This window comes from Scatolibacter rhodanostii (assembly GCF_900197595.1).
Lineage (GTDB): Bacteria > Bacillota > Clostridia > Oscillospirales > Acutalibacteraceae > Scatolibacter > Scatolibacter rhodanostii.
In genome coordinates this window covers 273,536-291,627 of record NZ_FZLO01000003.1, presented here as the reverse complement: position 1 = coordinate 291,627, position 18,092 = coordinate 273,536, and the positions used below count along the sequence as shown (strand labels likewise).

Below are 18,092 nucleotides of genomic sequence, written 5' to 3'. Positions count from 1 at the left end.
TTTCACACCTCCCAACCTAAATATTCTTCACGCAGATAGTCTGCTTGTTCTTTGGTTATTTCATTCCCATAGAAAGCCAAGTTAATAGAACCCTGTACTTCATTATATAGGCAATCTAAAACAGAGGAATTATTTTCGATTCCTTTTAACAAAGCTTCTATATCATCTTTCAAAAACCTTGGCAGAGAACGCTCCATTTTTTTCTTTTTTTCGTCCATAAATCCCCCTCTTTTCCTGTAAAATTTATTATCTTCATTATAACAAAGTTCTCAATACCATGGTTGAGATTCGCTACAATCCTCACATCATAAAGCCTAAAACCGTCTTTGATATAAATATCTGCAGTAGCTTTTATAGGGGAATCAATATCCTCACTCAAACAAATCTTTACATTTCTAATTTTCATGCTGACCTCCAAAATACAAAGCCAAAGCTTTTTCCATAATAGTGTCGATTTCTTCTTGACTTCTATCAGAGAAATACTTTTGTGTAAGTTCAGGTTTTACCTTAATTACTTTAAGTTTTTTTTCTTTTGGTTCAGCATTTCCAAAGAAGATCGCATCTATAACCGCCTAGCTTTCAAGCAAAACGATTTGAAAATTTATTATAAACTAGAAAAGAGGCTGTGCTTTGGTTAAATCATCTATTTTGCGTTAAAGTTCTTCGTCGCTATCATAAGTATAGGGAATGATTTTTGTGAAATTTCCTAAGATAAGAACCAAGAGTAAAAGAGGGATAGGCAAATATCGAAGAAACACATCATAGCCAAGAAATTCAACTAATGAAACAACTATTAAAAATACAAGAAGTCCAGTTTTGTCATCTGGAGCTCTTAATTTAATTTTTTGTTGGCAGTGAGGGCATTTATGACCATAATAGATATGCATCAATAGTGTTTTTCTCAAATAAGAAATCTTGCCTTGACAGTGAGGACATTTGTTATGAGATATGCCTTCATCTGCCATATATGGGATTATTTTTAGGAAACATAAGTTAGCAAGCTCAAGTAAAAGAACAACAATTGGAAAAAGGAAAACTACTTCAGTTTGGCTTATTATAATAGCAGATAAAGCCATTAAAAACATAATAAGTGTGTCAGATTTATAACCGGAATTTTTCAAAATCATTTTTTGTTGGCAATGGGGGCATGGGTGTCCATGATGACCGTCCATTAATACTAATTTTCTAAAAAAACTGATTTTTCGATGGCAATGAGGGCATTTATTGCGTGACATTATTTCCTCCCAACAACAAATTGATGGATACGGGACTCTCTTTGTTTACTTTCGCATTATGTATATATCCTGCAGTATATTTTTTATGTCCAACTTTACCGTATGACACAACGGGCCAATATAGTAATTGCCATCCCTAGTTATTAGTGTCGGATTTAAAAGTATCCATGGGCTAGAAGTAGGGAAAAGTATGTGGTTTTGAAGGGGATTTACCTCATTTAAAGCATAAGGCTACCACTATCACTACGTTACGACGCAAAACTTAAAACCATTTCTTTTTCTTAAAGAGGAAGAACAATATAATGCAAACGGTGATGCTTAAAACCGTAACATATAAGTACCCAAAACGCCATCCATATTCAGGTATGTTAAAATTCATTCCATACCAACCGACAATTAAAGTTAACGGAAGAAAAATAGCTGTAAGTACGGTGAATATTTTCATGATCTGATTCTGCTCAATATCTATTTGAGATTGGTAAGCCTCTCTTACCTGTGTAACATATTCACGTAAATGTTCTATCGATTCGGTCAGTCGGTCTATACGACGGCCTAAAGAAAGTAATTGCTTTAACAATGTTTCAGGTATAGCTCCGTTTTCATTGTCAGTAAGAATGTCTATCACATAAGATAGTTGCTCATAATAGCGCTTCATTTTCAATAATGAGCGGCGAAACAAGATGATACGTGTGCTGGCTTTCTTAATAGGTTTTTTGGCCGTTATAATTCCGTCTTCAAATTCGTTAATGTCAAATTCCAAACGTTGCAAGATATCAATATCTTGGGCTGTCAGCTCACTTAAAAATTTATAGAGAATATGAAAGGTAGGCTCTTCTCTACATAAAGAATTTGCGAGTGCTTGACAGGTTAGGCTTTTTGTCAGAAATAAGATATCTTTTTCTCCGCAAAAAATGGAAACACGTTCATCAATATTTTGTGTGTTTCTAATATCACACCAATAAAAGGCTAGAAAGTAGGCGTTATGATGAACGGGTACACAAAAATGTCGGCTAGATTTTTGCCGCGCATACATCTCATCACTTATATATTCCTTCACATTCGTATCATGATCTGTTGCATATACTTTAATCATCTGAAATGTTCTCCCTTATAGTGTACCAAAATTTAAGCACACTGGTAATGACAGAATGAATTCACAAAACATAGATATAATCTGAATTTGCAGACTCAACTAATATCTATGCGAAAAGAAGTCTAGAATGGGAACCTTGTTTTTTATTAGATAATTTCCAATTCCTCTTTCGATATCTCCTCTTTTTAAACCGGTGGGAATATTTTGCAGCGGAAACACTAACGCAAAACTTTCATCCCACTTCTTCTTTAAATGATGAATGATTATCCCGGAGGTATTGTATCTCCATTTATCCTCAGCCGTTTTTTTGTTATAGTCTGATAAGTCATTGGGCATCTGAAAGTTAATGTCATCGCTAGTGGCAACAGCTCCTAAAAAACCATCTGTTGTAAATTTCATCCAAACAATATCACGCTTATCCTTAAGACCATTCAAATCTTTGATAGCCGTGTATAAATCTGTATTGAAAAGTTGCCTCTCAACTTTTGGGGAAAGGACAGGCTGCATCCCGAGTAATTGCAAGAACTCATTTGTGTAATCAATAATTTTTTGTGTGCTACAGGTAATTAAATTTGCCTGCTCTTTTGCTTTATCAAATCGCGTGCTTTTATCATAATGAACAGAACTATACGCCCCTACAGGCCTTGTCTTGTCAAATAAATATTCCCTTGCTTTTTCCATTTTTTATTATCTCTCTTTATAAGCTGAATAATTTAGATTAAAAACCTAAATCTTGATCGACAAAGATAATTTCACACTTCATGCCTAGTGGCGCTCGCTCAATAACTGAAATGATACGACAGATTCGCTCAGGGCTGTTACAATTATAGCATTTGTCGCCTTTGACGGCACAGGGAGTTTTGACACCTAGCCGTCTAGCATTTAACGGAGCCGCTATATTTTTACACCGCGAGTAGGCTGCGCTGATATCAGTTGTTATTTTATTTCGTCCTATAATGTAGTAGCAGGATTGGGGACCAAAGGCAGTCATGGCAACACGATTTCCGGTTCCATCTATATTCACAATCTCTCCTGTTTCTGTTATTGCATTTGCACTAGTGATATAAGTGTTCGCACAATTTGCAAGCTTTCGTACTGCCATGCCAGGAACTTTATTGTGCCAGATGACAGCATTTTTCTGTTGCAAAGCTTCAAATAGCCCTATTTCTCTTAACGTTTCACTTCCACCAAATCCAATGGACTGATTTTGTAAAATATCGGTCAGATAGCAGCAAGCTTCTTCCTTAGTTGAAAAAAGCTGCGTTCCAAATCCGTGCCGTTCAAAGTTTTGCCTGATCTGCATATATTCCATAAATGTAATCTCCTACTTTACTACTATTACTCTTATTATAATTGTTGATCATATTGAAGCGCGGCAGGGTGTTGTTTGCTAACCGTCATAAAGCACAAAATTTTGAGTTTATTCTCTTATCATGCTTTTTTGCGCCACCTAGCCTTTTACTATTAAGTTTATTATAGCAAAATAATAGAGGAATTCAACTATTCCATAGTAAAGCAAGTTGGCTCAATCATTTTTTATTAAGCATCTGTCTCCAATCTTTGTCAAAAAACTTTTCTGCAGTGTGTGCGTAGTAGAGAAGACTAGGTTGACTAGGCCAGTTATTGCAATCGTTATAGATGAAAAGTGCCAGTCGGTTTTGTATCCGATTGGCACTTTTATTGGAAGGTTTATATTGTTTTGAAAATTTATCGGGTCTATTTGGTGGTTTTTCTGCGTTTTTTACCTATTAGCAGTAATAACACTGCGACGAATGATACGACCATAACCGCGAGGATGGTCAAGATATTACTTCTGTCTCCGGTTTGAGGGTTATTGACTGGAGAAGAAGGGGTAGCTGTAGGGATTGGAGTAGAAGTTGGAGTAGAAGTTGGAGTTGGAGTAAGGGCGGGCGTTGGTGTAGGTGTGGGGACAGGGGGTTTTTCTTTTAGTTCATCTATAGCTGTTAATATCGAATCCGCCGCCGAGTTAGCCTCGCTCTGGGTGAGATTCGTCTGTGCACGGATACTCTTGCTTGCCGTTAATGCTGTTTGCAGAGCGTTCCAACTATCGTCCGTATAATTGTCTTTGTTCATGTTTTCAGCTTTTGCAATCGCAGTGTCTAGCGCAGAAAAATCTACTTTAATTTTGCTGTCCTCAAATTTGCCGACAGCGGTTTGCAACTCCTCAATTGCTTGTGCAATCTCACCCTCGGTAGAATTTTCAGCACTGTAAATTGTTTCAGCGTCTGCTATGGCGGTTTGTAGTTCATCCACTACGTTCTGCGGATATTGTTCGTTCCCCTGTCCGACGTTTTCAGGTTTTATATCATCAAACATTTGCTGAACAGTATCAATATATTCTCTCAGAGAATCCTTGTCGGCCTCAATCACATTGACAGTCAAGATAGCCGTAGCAGAGTTTGCGGCATTATCTGCGACGGTGTACGAGACAATGTAGATTCCGATTTTTGAGGTATCGACAGTGTTATTGACTATGATATCACCACTTACGTCGGATAGATTATCGACCACTAATGCGTTAGGGGTGACAAAGTCTCTGCCAACCACCACCCACTGGACATCGCCTCCTGAAAGTGTAATTGTGGGTGCAGTTTTATCCATCTTGATTGGTATAATTTTATTCGCAATATTTCCAGAATTATCCTCTACGGTAATAACCGCGTTATATTGCCCTTCAGCGGTGATTGAAATAGCAAAGGTTTGCTCTGTGGTGAGGGGAGAGAGCACCGTGTCATCTACCTCAAACACAGTGACAGTATCGGCATCATTTATACTATAGGTGATTTTGTAGATACCTGAATCTGTATCCTCCACTGCAATTGCTAAGTCGTTATTCTCATTTAACCAGCCAGAAAAATCAGATTCGTTCGTTGCAGCGATTTCAGACTCATTGGCTTCATTGATTACACCTCCTGATTCTAAAATAGCTGAATCATTTCCTACTTTGTCGGAGGCATAAGCTGTGATAGTTCCTTTCGAATCGGTATTGACCGTAAAGCTAATGCTGTCGGTATCGGTGGAGATTGTGGTGTAATCTTCGCCGTTTATACTGTAAGAAATAGATGCCACGCCGGACAAAGCATCTTCAGCTTTGATAGTGGTGACGAATCCCTCTTTGAAGAACGCATTAAATGTAATGAAGTTTATAAATCTGGCAAAGGCACCATCATTGATTTTCTCGAACGTGATGTTTGTAATGACAGGCGGAGTTTGGTCTACCTTGTATGTCATCATTTTTACTTCTGATATTGCATCCTTTTCAAGTCCTTCACCCACATTTTTTAAATAGTAGGTGGCCATCTTGTCGGAACCCTCGTCACTGTTTACCGGAATGGAAGCTGTCCATGGGCCTCCCTGTGAACTGCTGATTTCAAAACCATTTGGGGCTGTAAGAGTGATGCTTCCTGCACTCCAACCGTTATAGCTCTCTGTGGCTGATAATACAGCCGTAGCAGTCGGTTGGTATGAGCGGATTTCAAAGGTCACGCCTGATGTGAAGGAAAGGGTATAGTTGCCGGCTAAGAACGCACCGTTGTCGGCAAGGGTAAGGTTGTTCTGCTCGATGGCATAGGAGTCCACAGTCTCGCCATCTGCACGTGCCACCCTGCCTGTGAAAAACGGAGTCTCTCCCGCCACATAGCCTATTGTACTAAAACTGAAGCTCAGCTCAGGATCAGATTGACCAAAATATTTCCACTTGCCGGAATCTGGCGTGACAGTAATAACTTTTGGATTTACCGTTACATTCACATCAATGCCGCTCACAATATTATAATTTGTTGTATCAACTGGAGTAAACGTTGCTTTGTGAACTTGAGTACCTGCGTTACCCACGGTTCCGGTATTTTCCCACGTAAATCCTGTGGGCAGTGCTACGCTTGCAAGTGTGTCGCCGTAGACAGCTGTCAAGTCTGTTGGCACTGCGTAATCCGGAGTTCCCTTGTCTACTGTGATTGCCGCCACACTGCTGATCGTCTGGGCAGTCTGCAGACCGGCAATGCTCCTATTGGTATTTGTTACGACACAGTAGTAATAAAAAGTGCCTAAAGTGTCTGTAGACGGAGTATAGGTTGCACCGGTTGCTCCGCTTATTTCTTGTCCGCCGCTGTTGCTGTTTGTACTGTTTTTGTACCACTGATAAGAGAGCACATCTCCATTGGCAGGTCCACTGCCAGGGCTTAAGAAGGCAGCTGCTACCACAAGAGGCTCTGCACCAGCCTTATAGACATAGCTGGCACTTATGGGATTCCTGCTAATCAAGGGGGATTGGATATCCTCGTTCCGCAAAAGCGTTTGTGTTTCTGTCGCTCCTATTCTTGCCCATGTGTTTGTGTAGAACTTACCACCCGCATTCAGTGAAACAGAGGCGGTTGGGCTGCTGTTTTGAGGAAGCCAGAGATATAGTTTGCTCCCATTGACCGTGGTCGTGTCCGTAAGTCCATAATCGGAGGGAGTGCCGTCAAGTTTTATATCTGCAATGGTTACGCTATCTCCAACACCAGGATTGCCAACTGTTAGTGTGTTTAGGCTGACGGCCTCGCTGCCATCGGTAGGCAGAGGATTTATACTGGTAACATTGATACTTCCTCCGGTGATGGTGACAGAAGTTCCCTCTTGCGTATTTAATCTGCCCATGCCAATACTGGCACCAACGCCGGCAGTGGCGGTAATCATGCCGCCACTGATAGAAATAGTGCCTCCATTTCCATTTTTGGCAACCTCACTTGTTCCTCCGCCGCCGCCTATTCCAGCAGCATTACCGCCAGTCGCCGTAACGATGCCGCCTTTAATGGTAATAACACCACCGTTACCGCTGGCATAACGAGCCCATCCATCACTGCTTCCGCCGCCAATACCAGCTCCACCGGTGCCGCCAACAGCATGAACGGTACCCCCTGTAATTTCAATTATTCCGCCATCAGCAGCCACTCCACCACCAATACCGGCTCCGCTGGAGGCCATAGTGCCGCCAGATGCATGAACAATGCCCCCTGCAATCTTAATATGACCACCATCGCCGCCTCTGCTATAGAATAAACCGCCGCCGCCAATACCGGCTGCTTGCTTTCCGCCCTTCACCGTTATATTTCCTCCGAATATACTAATGTTTCCTGCATTAGCTGTATCTGGTGATCCTCCGCCGCCAATACCTGCCGCCAATTCTCCTCCTGTGACGATAAGCGTTTGCTCCTTGTCTCCTATAATATTTAGTGTATTGCCACTAGATACTTGTATCCCTGCGCATTGATTTCCACTTTTGAGAGTGTTATCGCCACTGAGGGTAAGATTTACTGTTGATCCACCTGTGATTGTAAAGGCACCAGCTTTTTCAAATTGGGCGAGATCTAAAGTAAGATTCTGTAACGTAATAGCTGCCGTCACACCGCCCTGTATGATGATTTGATGATTTGAAGATTGTGCCGAGGCAGTGACAGTTCCTGCGATAGTTATGTTCTCCTCTGTCGGAATATTATCAGCTACATAGTTCCCATTGTATGTAACCATCAACGTGCCGGGATTCGTTCCCCGATCAATGATCACATTGTTTTCTCCGATGTCAAAAAGATAATTGATTGCATCGCTTGCTGCACTTGCTACTAGCGTTTCTGGCAGGTACAGCGTTGTCCCCAGCAGTATGACTAATGAGAGTAATGCCGCTATGAGCTTGGATGGTTTTTGGTATGTTTTCATATTCATTCCTCCGCATTTTTATGAATATTTCTTTAGGAAAAACCAAAACTGGTCTGGGAACATTGCTGATCCAGCCAGTTTTCTTAGGGGGGGGTTATTGATTTTAGTATAGCAGATTTAGAATAGAAAAGTAGCCAACATTTCAGAATTGTAATGTTGGTAGGGTTATTATTTAGGATACTTTTTTAGACGATAGCCTATGCCTCGTTCAGTTTCAATCTGAAACTCGCTGGGTTTAATCTTCTCTCGCAGGCGGGAAATGGCAACCCGTACAGCGTTTGCGTCCTCACCCATGGGTTGTCCCCACGCTGCTTCATACAACTGCTCTGGCGGCACCTCATACCCTTCTTTTTGTACAAGATACAAAAGGATTGCAAACTCTTTGGGTGTCAGCAAGATGTCCTCGTCGTTTGCCACCGTTGCTCGCTGAGATACCGTGTCTAGTATCAAGGAACCTGTGACGACGATAGTATCAGGTTTTTGTCCAGCTCGGCGCAGTAGTGCATCCACTCTTGCCAGCAGTACATCTAAATCATATGGCTTGGGCAGGTAATCGTCGCAACCACGGGAAAAACCATTTACAATATCTTGGTTCTGACCCAGAGCAGATAGAAACAGAATAGGCAAATTGCTGTTTTTTCTCACGGCTTCACAAAAGTCTAATCCATTTCCGTCTGGCAGCAGAATGTCCAGAATAAGTAAATCGGGGATTTCTTGCTCAAGCAGTGCGCAACCCTGTTCAATAGAAACTGCCTCTAGTATTTGATAGCCACGCATTTCTAGAACAGAGCGGTTGATTTTTAAAATATCCGGATTGTCTTCAAGTAACAGGATTTTTTGGCTCATTCTTCGTTTCCTCTCCTTTTTTCTTTTGTTCCGGATTAAGCGGTAGGGAAAAGCTCACCTGTGCTCCGCCGCTGGGTTGATTTACTGCACAAATTTGACCACCATGAGCCTCTATAACGTCCTTGCAAATGGAAAGACCAAGGCCGCTTCCGCCGTCACCGCTTACTTGTCGGTCAAATACATAAGGCAGCAGATTAGGTTGGATTCCCTCGCCATTGTCCTCTACGGTGACGACAATGTGACCTTTGTTATCTAAATAGGCACGAAGGCAAATTACGCCATTTTGAGTATGGCGGTTGGCATTAACGATTAGGTTGAGCAGCACCTGAAACAGCATATTTTCGTTGGCCTGCATTAACGGCAGAGATTGTTCAAGAACGGTTTCTAGCCGATTATTGTTCTTTTTTAGAATAGGGTAACAGGTAATATGAGCGCGTTCAAAAATGGTGTGTAAGTTAACAGTGCTTTTACCCCAGGCTGATTCTGAAGATACCTGCAGCAATCCAGCGGCGAGTTCCGCCAACCGTTGAGCTTCCTGAGAAACGATGTGCAAGTTTTCTTGCGTTTCTTCATTTGTAGTTCCGGCGTTAAGTTGCCACTGCGTGAGCTGAGCATAGCCGCTCATCACCATAAGCGGTGTGCGCATTTCATGGCTAATGTTGGACAAAAAGTCGGTTTTGAGTTTGTCCAATCGCTCCAACATCCGGTTTGTTTCCTCCATTTCCCGCTCACTTTGACGAGCTTCATCTAACTCCTGCCTTGCTCGAGAAAACTGTAGTAGCAGCGCTAAAATGTTGAGGAACAGGAACATCAGCATACCCACCTGAGCGAAATCTAACCCCCATAAATAAAGTGCATTTTCGTGAGCATAGATTTCAAATCCGGATAGAATCAGGTACATGCAAACCCCAGGCAACAGCATCTGTTCAAAAGCGGATAGAATAGTGGGGTTCTTTTTACGAATGACAACAGTAACAATTCTTATCAGAGCGTAAAGAAAATACGCAATACTCACGGCTAGACTGAACCATACAAATCTGGTAAAGAGGATAGGCGGGGTGAGAGAGAAAAAGATTGCATTTCCAACACAAAAAAGAATGAATGCATTTGTAATTTGTCTATGGACCATGCCGGGAAATAAGGCGTTCAAATATAAAACAGAGAACAAAATCAGACCACAGGACAATAGGTACTCCAAACGAATATCCATGTACCAGCTTAGGCTTGGAAGAAGAAGCATCCCTAGTTTATCACCTGTTAACAGGCCACGTAGTGCAATACAACCGCAAACCAGAGAAAACCAGAGCAGATAGCGGATTTTTGGAAAAAACAAAAATAAGCCAAAGAAAAACAACATCGCGGTGAACAAAGCTCCGGTAACAATGACTACCTGAAAGGTTTTGAGTTGGTCGACTCGGCTGATGTTGTCAGGAGTTCCAAGTTTTGGGGCATATAAACTGCCACCGTCGGGATGGACAAAATTGGAATAGTGCAGAATGATTTCAGTAGTATTAGTCTTTGGCTCGAAAGCCTCGGTGTAACGAGTAGATTTCGGCGTGACAGAAGCAGGGTTGTTCCCGGTTACACCAACAGGATTGTATTCCTCTCCGTTAATGAAAAGACGCTGAGCGTAAGCTGCACTTTTGGACGAAATCGCATACACCCTATCAGGTGGAAGTAGCAGTTCAAATCGTACCGTACCAAAATCCCCCAATACCCAACTTGTGTCTACTTTTCGAGTGCCTTGCGGGATGATATCTCCAGATGCAAAATCCTTTGGTGTGTAAAATGCACCATCATAGATTAGTGCCGCTTCAGTGGAAATTTCGACCACGCTCTGATTAAAATTTATTCTTGTCAAGTCAACCATACCGTCTTGCGTAGGTGAAACCTTCACCGTTTCCACATTACACAAAATAGAGATAACAGAAAAAATCAGCGTAACAGTAAGAAGATAGATTACACCGCAGATTACAGTCGCATGCTTTTTCATGACATCTCTTCCTCCTAGTGTAATCACATATTTTTGTTATTGTATCATATAAATAGTCTGCAATTTGTTTGAAACAGCTCGATAAATATTAGGATAAAGGTTAAGATTGATACTGAATAATTTATTGCAATAAGGGTAGGGGACTGTAAGCTAGCTTATGAAATTCAATGGGTATAATTATTATAACAAATATATCATAGTTCTATTAATTCCTCAACCGCAAATTGCTGAACTCAATGGGGAATATCCTTGCATACCATAATATAGCCGAAATATAGCCGGGAAGACGAATTAACCCATCTTTGCAACTATTACGCTATGATTGATTTTACTATACCACATATACTGAATCTTGCCTGATAGCAAGTAATAGAAGAGCCTCCAAAAGTTTATGATTTTGGAGGCTCTTTAGTAACGGCATTATAATATAAAATTAAGTTACCTTTAAAAAGTAATCGTATCAGGATTAGCGGAATAACCGACACAACCTTTTAAATTAGAAATTAGTTGCACATCAGCATCTTCTAAATTAAAGTCAAATACATCGAGATTTTCTTTGATTCGCTCGGGCGTAACCGATTTAGGCAGTGGTAAATAGCCTCTCTGCAAGCTCCAGCGAATGCAAATCTGTGCGATAGATCGATTATATTTTTTTGACAGTTCCTGCATTTCCGGCACTTCAAAAATCTTGCCTACTCCGAGAGGGCTATAGGCTTCTAGGAGCATATTTTTAGAACGGCAATAATCTACAATTTCATCTTGAGTTTCACCGGGGCATAATCGAATTTGATTGACCATTGGTACGATGGTGGCTGTTTTTAACAGTTCTTCAATGTGGTGTGGGTGGAAATTACTGATACCAATAGCGCGAATGCGTTTGGCTCGATAGAGTTCCTCAAAAGCTTTCCACGTGCCGGCATTGTCTTCTTGCCATTGGTCACGAGAGGCAATAGGGTTTGGCCAATGAATTAAAAACAAATCCAGATAATCCATATCTAGCTTTTTCATTGTGCCTTCAAAAGCGGCAAGTGTTTTTTCATAGCCATGTTCGTTGTTTTCTAATTTAGAAGTAATAAAAAGCTCTTTGCGGTCAACGCCGCTTTTTTTCACGGCAATGCCGACACTCTCTTCGTTTCGATAGAGTTGTGCTGTGTCGATATGCCGATAGCCTGCTTCGATAGCGCTGACAACAGAAGAAATTGCGACTTCGCCGTTATGAGCTTGCCACGTTCCGAAGCCAATAGAAGGAATTTCCACACCATTTGATAACGTATAGAAATTGGTTGGGTTTTTCATTTGTAATACCTCCTTTTTAAAGTTCTTGAATCCTCTCAAGAATTAGTTTATAGTAAGTATAAACCTTAACGTTAACATTAAGTCAAGAGCAATTTTAAATTTTGAGGAGTTTATAATGGGATATACGGTTAAAGCAGTGGCAGAAAAAACAAATCTTAGTCCACACGTCCTACGCTATTATGAAAAAGAAGGATTAATACCAGATATAAAAAGGACAGAAAGCGGCATTCGTCATTATTCAGATGAAGACTTGGAGTGGATTGGCTTGATTTGCTGCTTGAAAAATACAGGAATGTCGATTAAGCAAATTCGAGATTTTGTCAATCTGAGCTTACAAGGACCCGAGACGTTGAAAGCGAGGTGCGAAATGCTGTGTGACCATAAACAAGCCGTCGAAGAGCATATTCAAGAAATGAACCAATATATTAACCAAGTTTCGCATAAAATTAGTTATTTCACAAAACAATACGAAGAGCATAAGAAACAATCTAAAACATCGAAAGAGTAAGTAAAAAACATTGGATTTAATAGAATATGGAAGTAGTGTTGCCGCGAAATGAGTGATAGTAAAGGAGTGTTTTTATGATGAAAAATAAGACAAAAAACCGACCTACCCATTTTGAATCTGAAGTATTTCACCGAAGAACAAAGCGGGAGAGTGATCGGTTTGCTATACCACTGCTCATTCTCTGCCTTGGTTTAATAACACTAATGGGATGTTCTGATATTTCTGAAAAGAAAAGTGAAGTGGAGAGTAGTCAAGTGGCTGCCCTAGAAACAGAGTCTAAATTAGAATCCGAAAAGGGTGTATACCTGGAAAAAATGGAGCTACCAGAAAGTAACGGCGATTTGTCTAGCGACATGATTGGAGTAGTTGTCTATCAAGGCGCTGTCTACTTGCAAGCAGAATATCTGACGGGTGATAATGAAGTCAAACAAGCATTAATAGGCGAATATCTAGGAGAAACAATAGACAGTATTGACGAATGGTCAAAGCAAGACAAATATAGCCAAGAATTTGCGTCTAATATGGCCGGTGCGGTACACACTGTCAATGGCTATGACTCCTCGTTCAGAATTTGTATTCAGTCACCCAATACCCCAGATAACGATATCTGGCTTTATGAAAATATAAATGGTATTACGCTCACAACAGGAGAAGATTTATATGGCACTCGGCTGCACCTCAAAGATAACTATCAGGAGGTATTGGGGCAAAGTCATGACGATTGGGATAATGGAAGAAATAATTATAAAACAATAGATTTGTCAGAGGAAACGATAGCTAAGTTTGTCGATATTCTCTATACTTCTGCTTTTGAAGATTTGAGCCAAGAGCCAGAATCGCTCTATGAAATTCATCAGGAACAAGCACATCTGTATTTTAAAATGAAAGATAGTACTTCCGTACACCTTAGATTATTTGAAAACGGGTATGTAGGGTATGGCAATTCTCCTACAGGTCAAGCTTTTGTCAAAATTTCCAATCCCATGTTTTCAGAAATCTTTCAGGCAGTAATGGCATAAATTCTGAATAAGTACGCCTATCGATTTTGAAAATTTTGGAGTGAGATATTTCTGTACAAAAGGCTATTATTGTGCTATACTATCCTAGCTTGAGTTAGCATTTTCTAACTCAAGCTAGGATTTTTTGAAAGGTCTGCCAAAGTATGAATACGAGTCGTGGAATAGACACGTTCTTTTCCAAAGAAGATATTGTTAATTCAATCAAGCAATGGAATCTTGCTTCTGTGTCTCTGATTGACATCCGCCATAATCTAATTTTTTCTAAAGAAAGCCTGTCTCGCTATCGCTTGCCTGCTAATATGTTTCTTTATACAAGTGGAATATCGGGAGAAGTGATAGTCAATCATCATTCTTATCAGTTAGAAAGATTTGGACTTTTCCATGCGGAAAAAGGAGCAGAGCTATCCATTCTTCCTAGCAAAGATTGGCTTGAATATTACATGATTTTTTATGATAGAAAAAACACTTTATCCTATCATAAAAAATATGTGCAACATCATGAGCTAATAAGTCCTTTTCAACAGCCGTATGGGTTTATCCCTGAAAATCCCTTGTTTTTTGCTGAGCATATGCGAAAAATGTATGAGGCTTGGAAACATCCTCTGCCATTAGAGTTATTTTATGCCAAATCCTCATTCTATCAATTCATTTATGAGGTGCATAAAGAGCTTGAGAGAGGAAAATTCAAGACAATGCAGCCGAACTTACCGGCCATCATCAAGCGTTATATGGAAGAACACTATGATGAGGCTTTATCAATACATACATTAGCGGCCTCTTTAAATATCAGTGACAGCCATTTACGCAGAAACTTTAAAGAGCAATTTAGAGAAAGCCCGCAAGGGTATTTAGTGAATGTAAGGCTATTGCAGGCAAAAAAATTGTTGGTAAACACAGATTTTTCAATTCGTTCTGTAGCAGCTGCTTGTGGTTTTTCTGATGAATTTAATTTTAGCAAGGTGTTCATGAAAAATTTTGGGCTTTCACCTAAAAATTATAGAGCGAAAACACCAAATCAGTTAAGCGATTTTATCATGGATACGCTCCCAAGCTTCCCTTATAATGAGAAAAGTCAAGTTAGAATTGACAAACTCAAAGGAGAAGGAGCAAACTTCATGTTAAAAAATTTCAAAAGCAAGACAATAATGGCGGCGGCAATGGCTTTTATGCTATTACTTTCAGCTTGCGCACCAGCTACAAATACATCAGAGGCAACGAGTCAGCCATCCTCGTCGGTAAGCAGTCAAGTTTCCGAAAAAACCGAGAGTGACATAGAACAAACAGGAACAAGAGTTGTGAGCACCTCCACAGGAGAGGTTGAAGTGCCCGTCAATCCGCAGCGCGTTGTGGTACAATATCTAATGGGTGATGTAGTGGCTCTTGGCATTACACCGGTAGGCGTTTCAGATGTATATGACGGCGCGGCATTCTCTGATTTAGTGGCTGATTCGGTCAGTTTAGGCTGGTTTCCCGAGTGGGAAGAAGAAAGCGTCATGAAGCTTGATCCAGATTTGATTCTTGTAATTGGCGACGAGAATGTTGAGAAATATAATAAAATAGCACCCACAATTTTGATTCCTTATGATACTATGACGCAAAGTGAAAGAATCACTTTTATGGGCGATGTTTTAAATAGACAAGAAGAGGCCGCCAAGCTGCTGAGTGACTATGCCAGTGGTTTAGAAGAAGCAAAGACCAAGCTGCTGCAAGCAGGCTTTGATCAGTATACCATATCTGTCTTTGAAGGCGGAGCAGATGCTAAAATGTCTGTTAAGGGCAACCAATATGGCACAGGTTCTATCGTCTATAAAGAGTTAGGAATAGCAGCACCGGAAGGTGTAAAAACCAATATTATTGATAAAGATTCTGGTGGAGAACAAGTATCATTTGAGGTGCTGGCACAATATAGCGGTGATTTTATTATTCGTAATACCTATGAGGGTATGGCTGATTTATCTGAAGATGCTATTTGGAATTCGCTCCCTGCTGTCATAAACAACCGTGTGATTGAAATTGAATTTGGGTTAAGTTATTATCCGGATATTCTTTCAGCTACGGCACAGCTTAATTACATAACAGAATCATTATTAAGCGCAGCCAAATAAGTTTTGGGTTGACAGCAGCGGTAATAATGGGTTGCAGGTAATAAACAAAAGATAGAAATCGCCACCTTACATGAGAGATTATGTCATTGGAAACGGGAATATCTTATTGTATAATGGGAGAATTGAGTTAGTCTGACCAAACTATAGGAAGACAGCGAATTCTGTCAATTTATCTGCTTTTTACAAAATGCTGCAAAGAAAAGAAACAAAACCCGAAAGGAAGAAAGAAATGCAAAAGACCCCAAAGGCCAAAAGAAAAGGAGCGGCACGCTTCACTTTGTATATGCTGGTGGGGGCTGGATTGTTAGTGTTGGTGTCGGCTGCTTCGATTAGTTTCGGGGCGGCCGACATGCGGCTGTCTACAGCTTGGGAGGCGGTTTTTCGCTTTGATCCCAATCAGACAGAACACCAAATTATTCAGACCCTGCGCTTTCCACGAACAGTGGCAGACCTTATTGTAGGTTGCAGCCTTGCTATTTGTGGTGCTTTAATGCAAGGAACAACGAGGAACCCCTTGGCTGATTCAGGCTTAATGGGAATTAGCAGCGGTTCTGGATTTGCCATAGCCTTGGCAATGGCTTTTTTACCAAGCCGAACCTATGGACAAACCATGCTGTTTGCTTGTTTGGGAGCGGCTGTTACAACAGGAATGACTTATTTTATTGCCTCACTTGGCAAGCGTGGCATGACGCCGCAGCGGTTGGTGCTGGCCGGTATGTCGATTTCAACGTTATTTGGTGCATTCAGTCAATATCTCTCCATTAAATATCACCTGGGTCAAGCCCTCGCTTATTGGACAGCAGGAGGAACTGCCGGTGCAAGCTGGAATGAACTTGCTCTGGTGTCGCCCTTTTTTGCTGTTGGTGTGCTGGCTGCCGTCGTACTTTCGCCGTCTGTTACGGTGATGAGTTTGGGAGAAGATGTTGCTACAGGGCTTGGTTTAAAAACGGGTTTTGTAAAGGGTGCTTCTACTCTTATTGTGCTGATTTTAACTGGTCTTTCGGTGGTTGTTGTCGGTCCAGTTGGATTTGTGGGTCTTATTACTCCTCATATTGTCCGTTACATGGTGGGCGTTGATTATCGGTATATCATACCTGCTTCAGGACTTTATGGTGCGTTGTTAACAGTATCTGCTGATTTGGTAGGCAGATTGATTAATAAACCTTATGAAACACCCATTGGTGTTATCTTTGCTGTTGTAGGTGTACCTTATTTCCTCTATTTAGCCAGAAAACAAAGGAGGGAGTTTGAATGAGAAAACAGCGATATACAGCAAAAAGAGGATTTACTATTCTCTTAGTTATGGTTCTGCTTATGATTGTGATTGCCGTTGTCAGTGTGAATTCGGGAAAAATGAATCTTTCGCCTATTGAGGTTTTTAATGTCCTTTTAGGAAAAGGAACGGAAAAGCAAAATTTAATTGTATTTGAATTTCGCTTACCACGTATTATCTTAGGTGTACTTGTGGGCTTTGGTATGGGTGCATCAGGTTGTATCATGCAAAGCTTGCTGAGAAATGATATGGCAAGTCCGGGCACATTGGGAATCAGCTCGGGTTCAGGACTTTTTGTGCTAATTTTTGTTGTGCTATTTGCTTCAAAAGGAATGTCTTCTGCCATTGCGCTGCCACTGCTTGCTTTTATCGGAGGTATGACGGCAGCAGCGTTAATTTTTATCCTTTCCTATCGTCGCGGAAGAGATATTTCGCCCACTGGATTAATTTTGACAGGCGTTGCCCTTTCAAGCGGATATAGTGCGGCTACCACTTTGCTGACATTGAAGCTGGATCAAAATCAAATGGATTTTATGCAGCGATGGAGTGCAGGCAGTTTGTGGGGAGACGATTGGAAATATCTTGCCATTTTAGCTCCATGGACATTGATATTATTGGCTTATGTAATTTATAAATCAAGAGTTCTGAATACACTTCATTTGGGTAACCAAACGGCAACCGGTCTTGGAGTAGCTGTTAAACCGGAATTTCTGGGACTTTCTATTGCAGCAGTGGCGCTTTCTTCCGGAAGTGTGGCACTGGGAGGAAACTTCTTCTTTGTAGGAATGATTGCTCCTCACTTGGCCAAAAGATTGGTGGGACCTAATCACAAGTTTTTGATGCCGGCTTCGTGTTTAGCTGCTTCTATTATAGTTCTATTGGCAGATACCATCACCCGAACCATTAGTCTTGGCAGTGATATTCCGACAGGTATTGTCATCACTGTTCTCAGCACGCCGTATTTCCTGTATTTGTTAGCAAAGGCGAATTAATATAAAACAAGGCAGCCTGC

The 18,092-nt window shown here is 40.9% G+C and carries 14 protein-coding genes; 5 read left to right on the top strand and 9 right to left on the bottom strand.

The window, feature by feature from the left end:
• Nucleotides 1–2: 2 nt before the first annotated feature.
• From CS931_RS08790 to CS931_RS08745, 9 genes are all read right to left on the bottom strand, one after another.
• Nucleotides 3–218, bottom strand: a complete 216-nt coding sequence (locus CS931_RS08790) for a hypothetical protein (protein ID WP_099205397.1) — start codon at nucleotides 216–218, stop codon at nucleotides 3–5.
• Nucleotides 219–653: 435 nt separating this feature from the next.
• Nucleotides 654–1,235, bottom strand: a complete 582-nt coding sequence (locus tag CS931_RS08780; RefSeq protein WP_099205395.1) for a hypothetical protein — start codon at nucleotides 1,233–1,235, stop codon at nucleotides 654–656.
• Nucleotides 1,236–1,497: 262 nt separating this feature from the next.
• The gene (locus tag CS931_RS08775) at nucleotides 1,498–2,328 is read right to left on the bottom strand and encodes a CorA family divalent cation transporter (protein WP_099205394.1); all 831 of its coding nucleotides are present in this window, start codon (nucleotides 2,326–2,328) and stop codon (nucleotides 1,498–1,500) included.
• 99 nt (nucleotides 2,329–2,427) lie between these two features.
• Nucleotides 2,428–3,009, bottom strand: a complete 582-nt coding sequence (locus tag CS931_RS08770) for a hypothetical protein (RefSeq protein ID WP_099205393.1) — start codon at nucleotides 3,007–3,009, stop codon at nucleotides 2,428–2,430.
• A gap of 37 nt (nucleotides 3,010–3,046) precedes the next feature.
• Nucleotides 3,047–3,640 (bottom strand): lactate utilization protein, encoded by a 594-nt coding sequence (locus tag CS931_RS08765; RefSeq protein ID WP_099205392.1) that lies wholly within the window; start codon nucleotides 3,638–3,640, stop codon nucleotides 3,047–3,049.
• A gap of 404 nt (nucleotides 3,641–4,044) precedes the next feature.
• Nucleotides 4,045–8,040, bottom strand: coding sequence for an OmpL47-type beta-barrel domain-containing protein (locus tag CS931_RS08760; protein ID WP_159459781.1), 3,996 nt, complete (start codon nucleotides 8,038–8,040; stop codon nucleotides 4,045–4,047).
• A 168-nt stretch (nucleotides 8,041–8,208) separates the two neighbouring features.
• Nucleotides 8,209–8,886: a response regulator transcription factor gene (locus CS931_RS08755; protein WP_099205390.1), complete on the bottom strand. Its 678-nt coding sequence runs from the start codon at nucleotides 8,884–8,886 to the stop codon at nucleotides 8,209–8,211.
• Nucleotides 8,861–10,879 (bottom strand): sensor histidine kinase, encoded by a 2,019-nt coding sequence (locus CS931_RS08750; protein WP_099205389.1) that lies wholly within the window; start codon nucleotides 10,877–10,879, stop codon nucleotides 8,861–8,863. The genes CS931_RS08755 and CS931_RS08750 overlap by 26 nt, the downstream gene beginning before the upstream one ends.
• 444 nt (nucleotides 10,880–11,323) lie before the next feature.
• Nucleotides 11,324–12,175 (bottom strand): aldo/keto reductase, encoded by an 852-nt coding sequence (locus tag CS931_RS08745; RefSeq protein ID WP_099205388.1) that lies wholly within the window; start codon nucleotides 12,173–12,175, stop codon nucleotides 11,324–11,326.
• Between the two features lie 115 nt (nucleotides 12,176–12,290).
• Here CS931_RS08745 and CS931_RS08740 point away from each other — a divergent pair, with 115 nt between their 5' ends.
• From CS931_RS08740 to CS931_RS08720, 5 genes are all read left to right on the top strand, one after another.
• Nucleotides 12,291–12,683, top strand: coding sequence for a MerR family transcriptional regulator (locus tag CS931_RS08740; RefSeq protein WP_099205387.1), 393 nt, complete (start codon nucleotides 12,291–12,293; stop codon nucleotides 12,681–12,683).
• A 74-nt stretch (nucleotides 12,684–12,757) separates the two neighbouring features.
• Entirely contained in the window at nucleotides 12,758–13,702 is a 945-nt protein-coding gene (locus tag CS931_RS08735) for a hypothetical protein (RefSeq protein ID WP_099205386.1), read from the top strand.
• Nucleotides 13,703–13,845: 143 nt separating this feature from the next.
• Nucleotides 13,846–15,807, top strand: coding sequence for an AraC family transcriptional regulator (locus tag CS931_RS08730; protein WP_099205385.1), 1,962 nt, complete (start codon nucleotides 13,846–13,848; stop codon nucleotides 15,805–15,807).
• Nucleotides 15,808–16,036: 229 nt separating this feature from the next.
• Complete coding sequence (locus CS931_RS08725; RefSeq protein WP_099205384.1) at nucleotides 16,037–17,062, top strand: FecCD family ABC transporter permease; 1,026 nt, start codon at nucleotides 16,037–16,039, stop codon at nucleotides 17,060–17,062.
• On the top strand, nucleotides 17,059–18,072 hold the full coding sequence (locus CS931_RS08720) for a FecCD family ABC transporter permease (RefSeq protein WP_099205383.1): 1,014 nt from the start codon (nucleotides 17,059–17,061) through the stop codon (nucleotides 18,070–18,072). The genes CS931_RS08725 and CS931_RS08720 overlap by 4 nt, the downstream gene beginning before the upstream one ends.
• The last annotated feature ends 20 nt before the right edge of the window (nucleotides 18,073–18,092 follow it).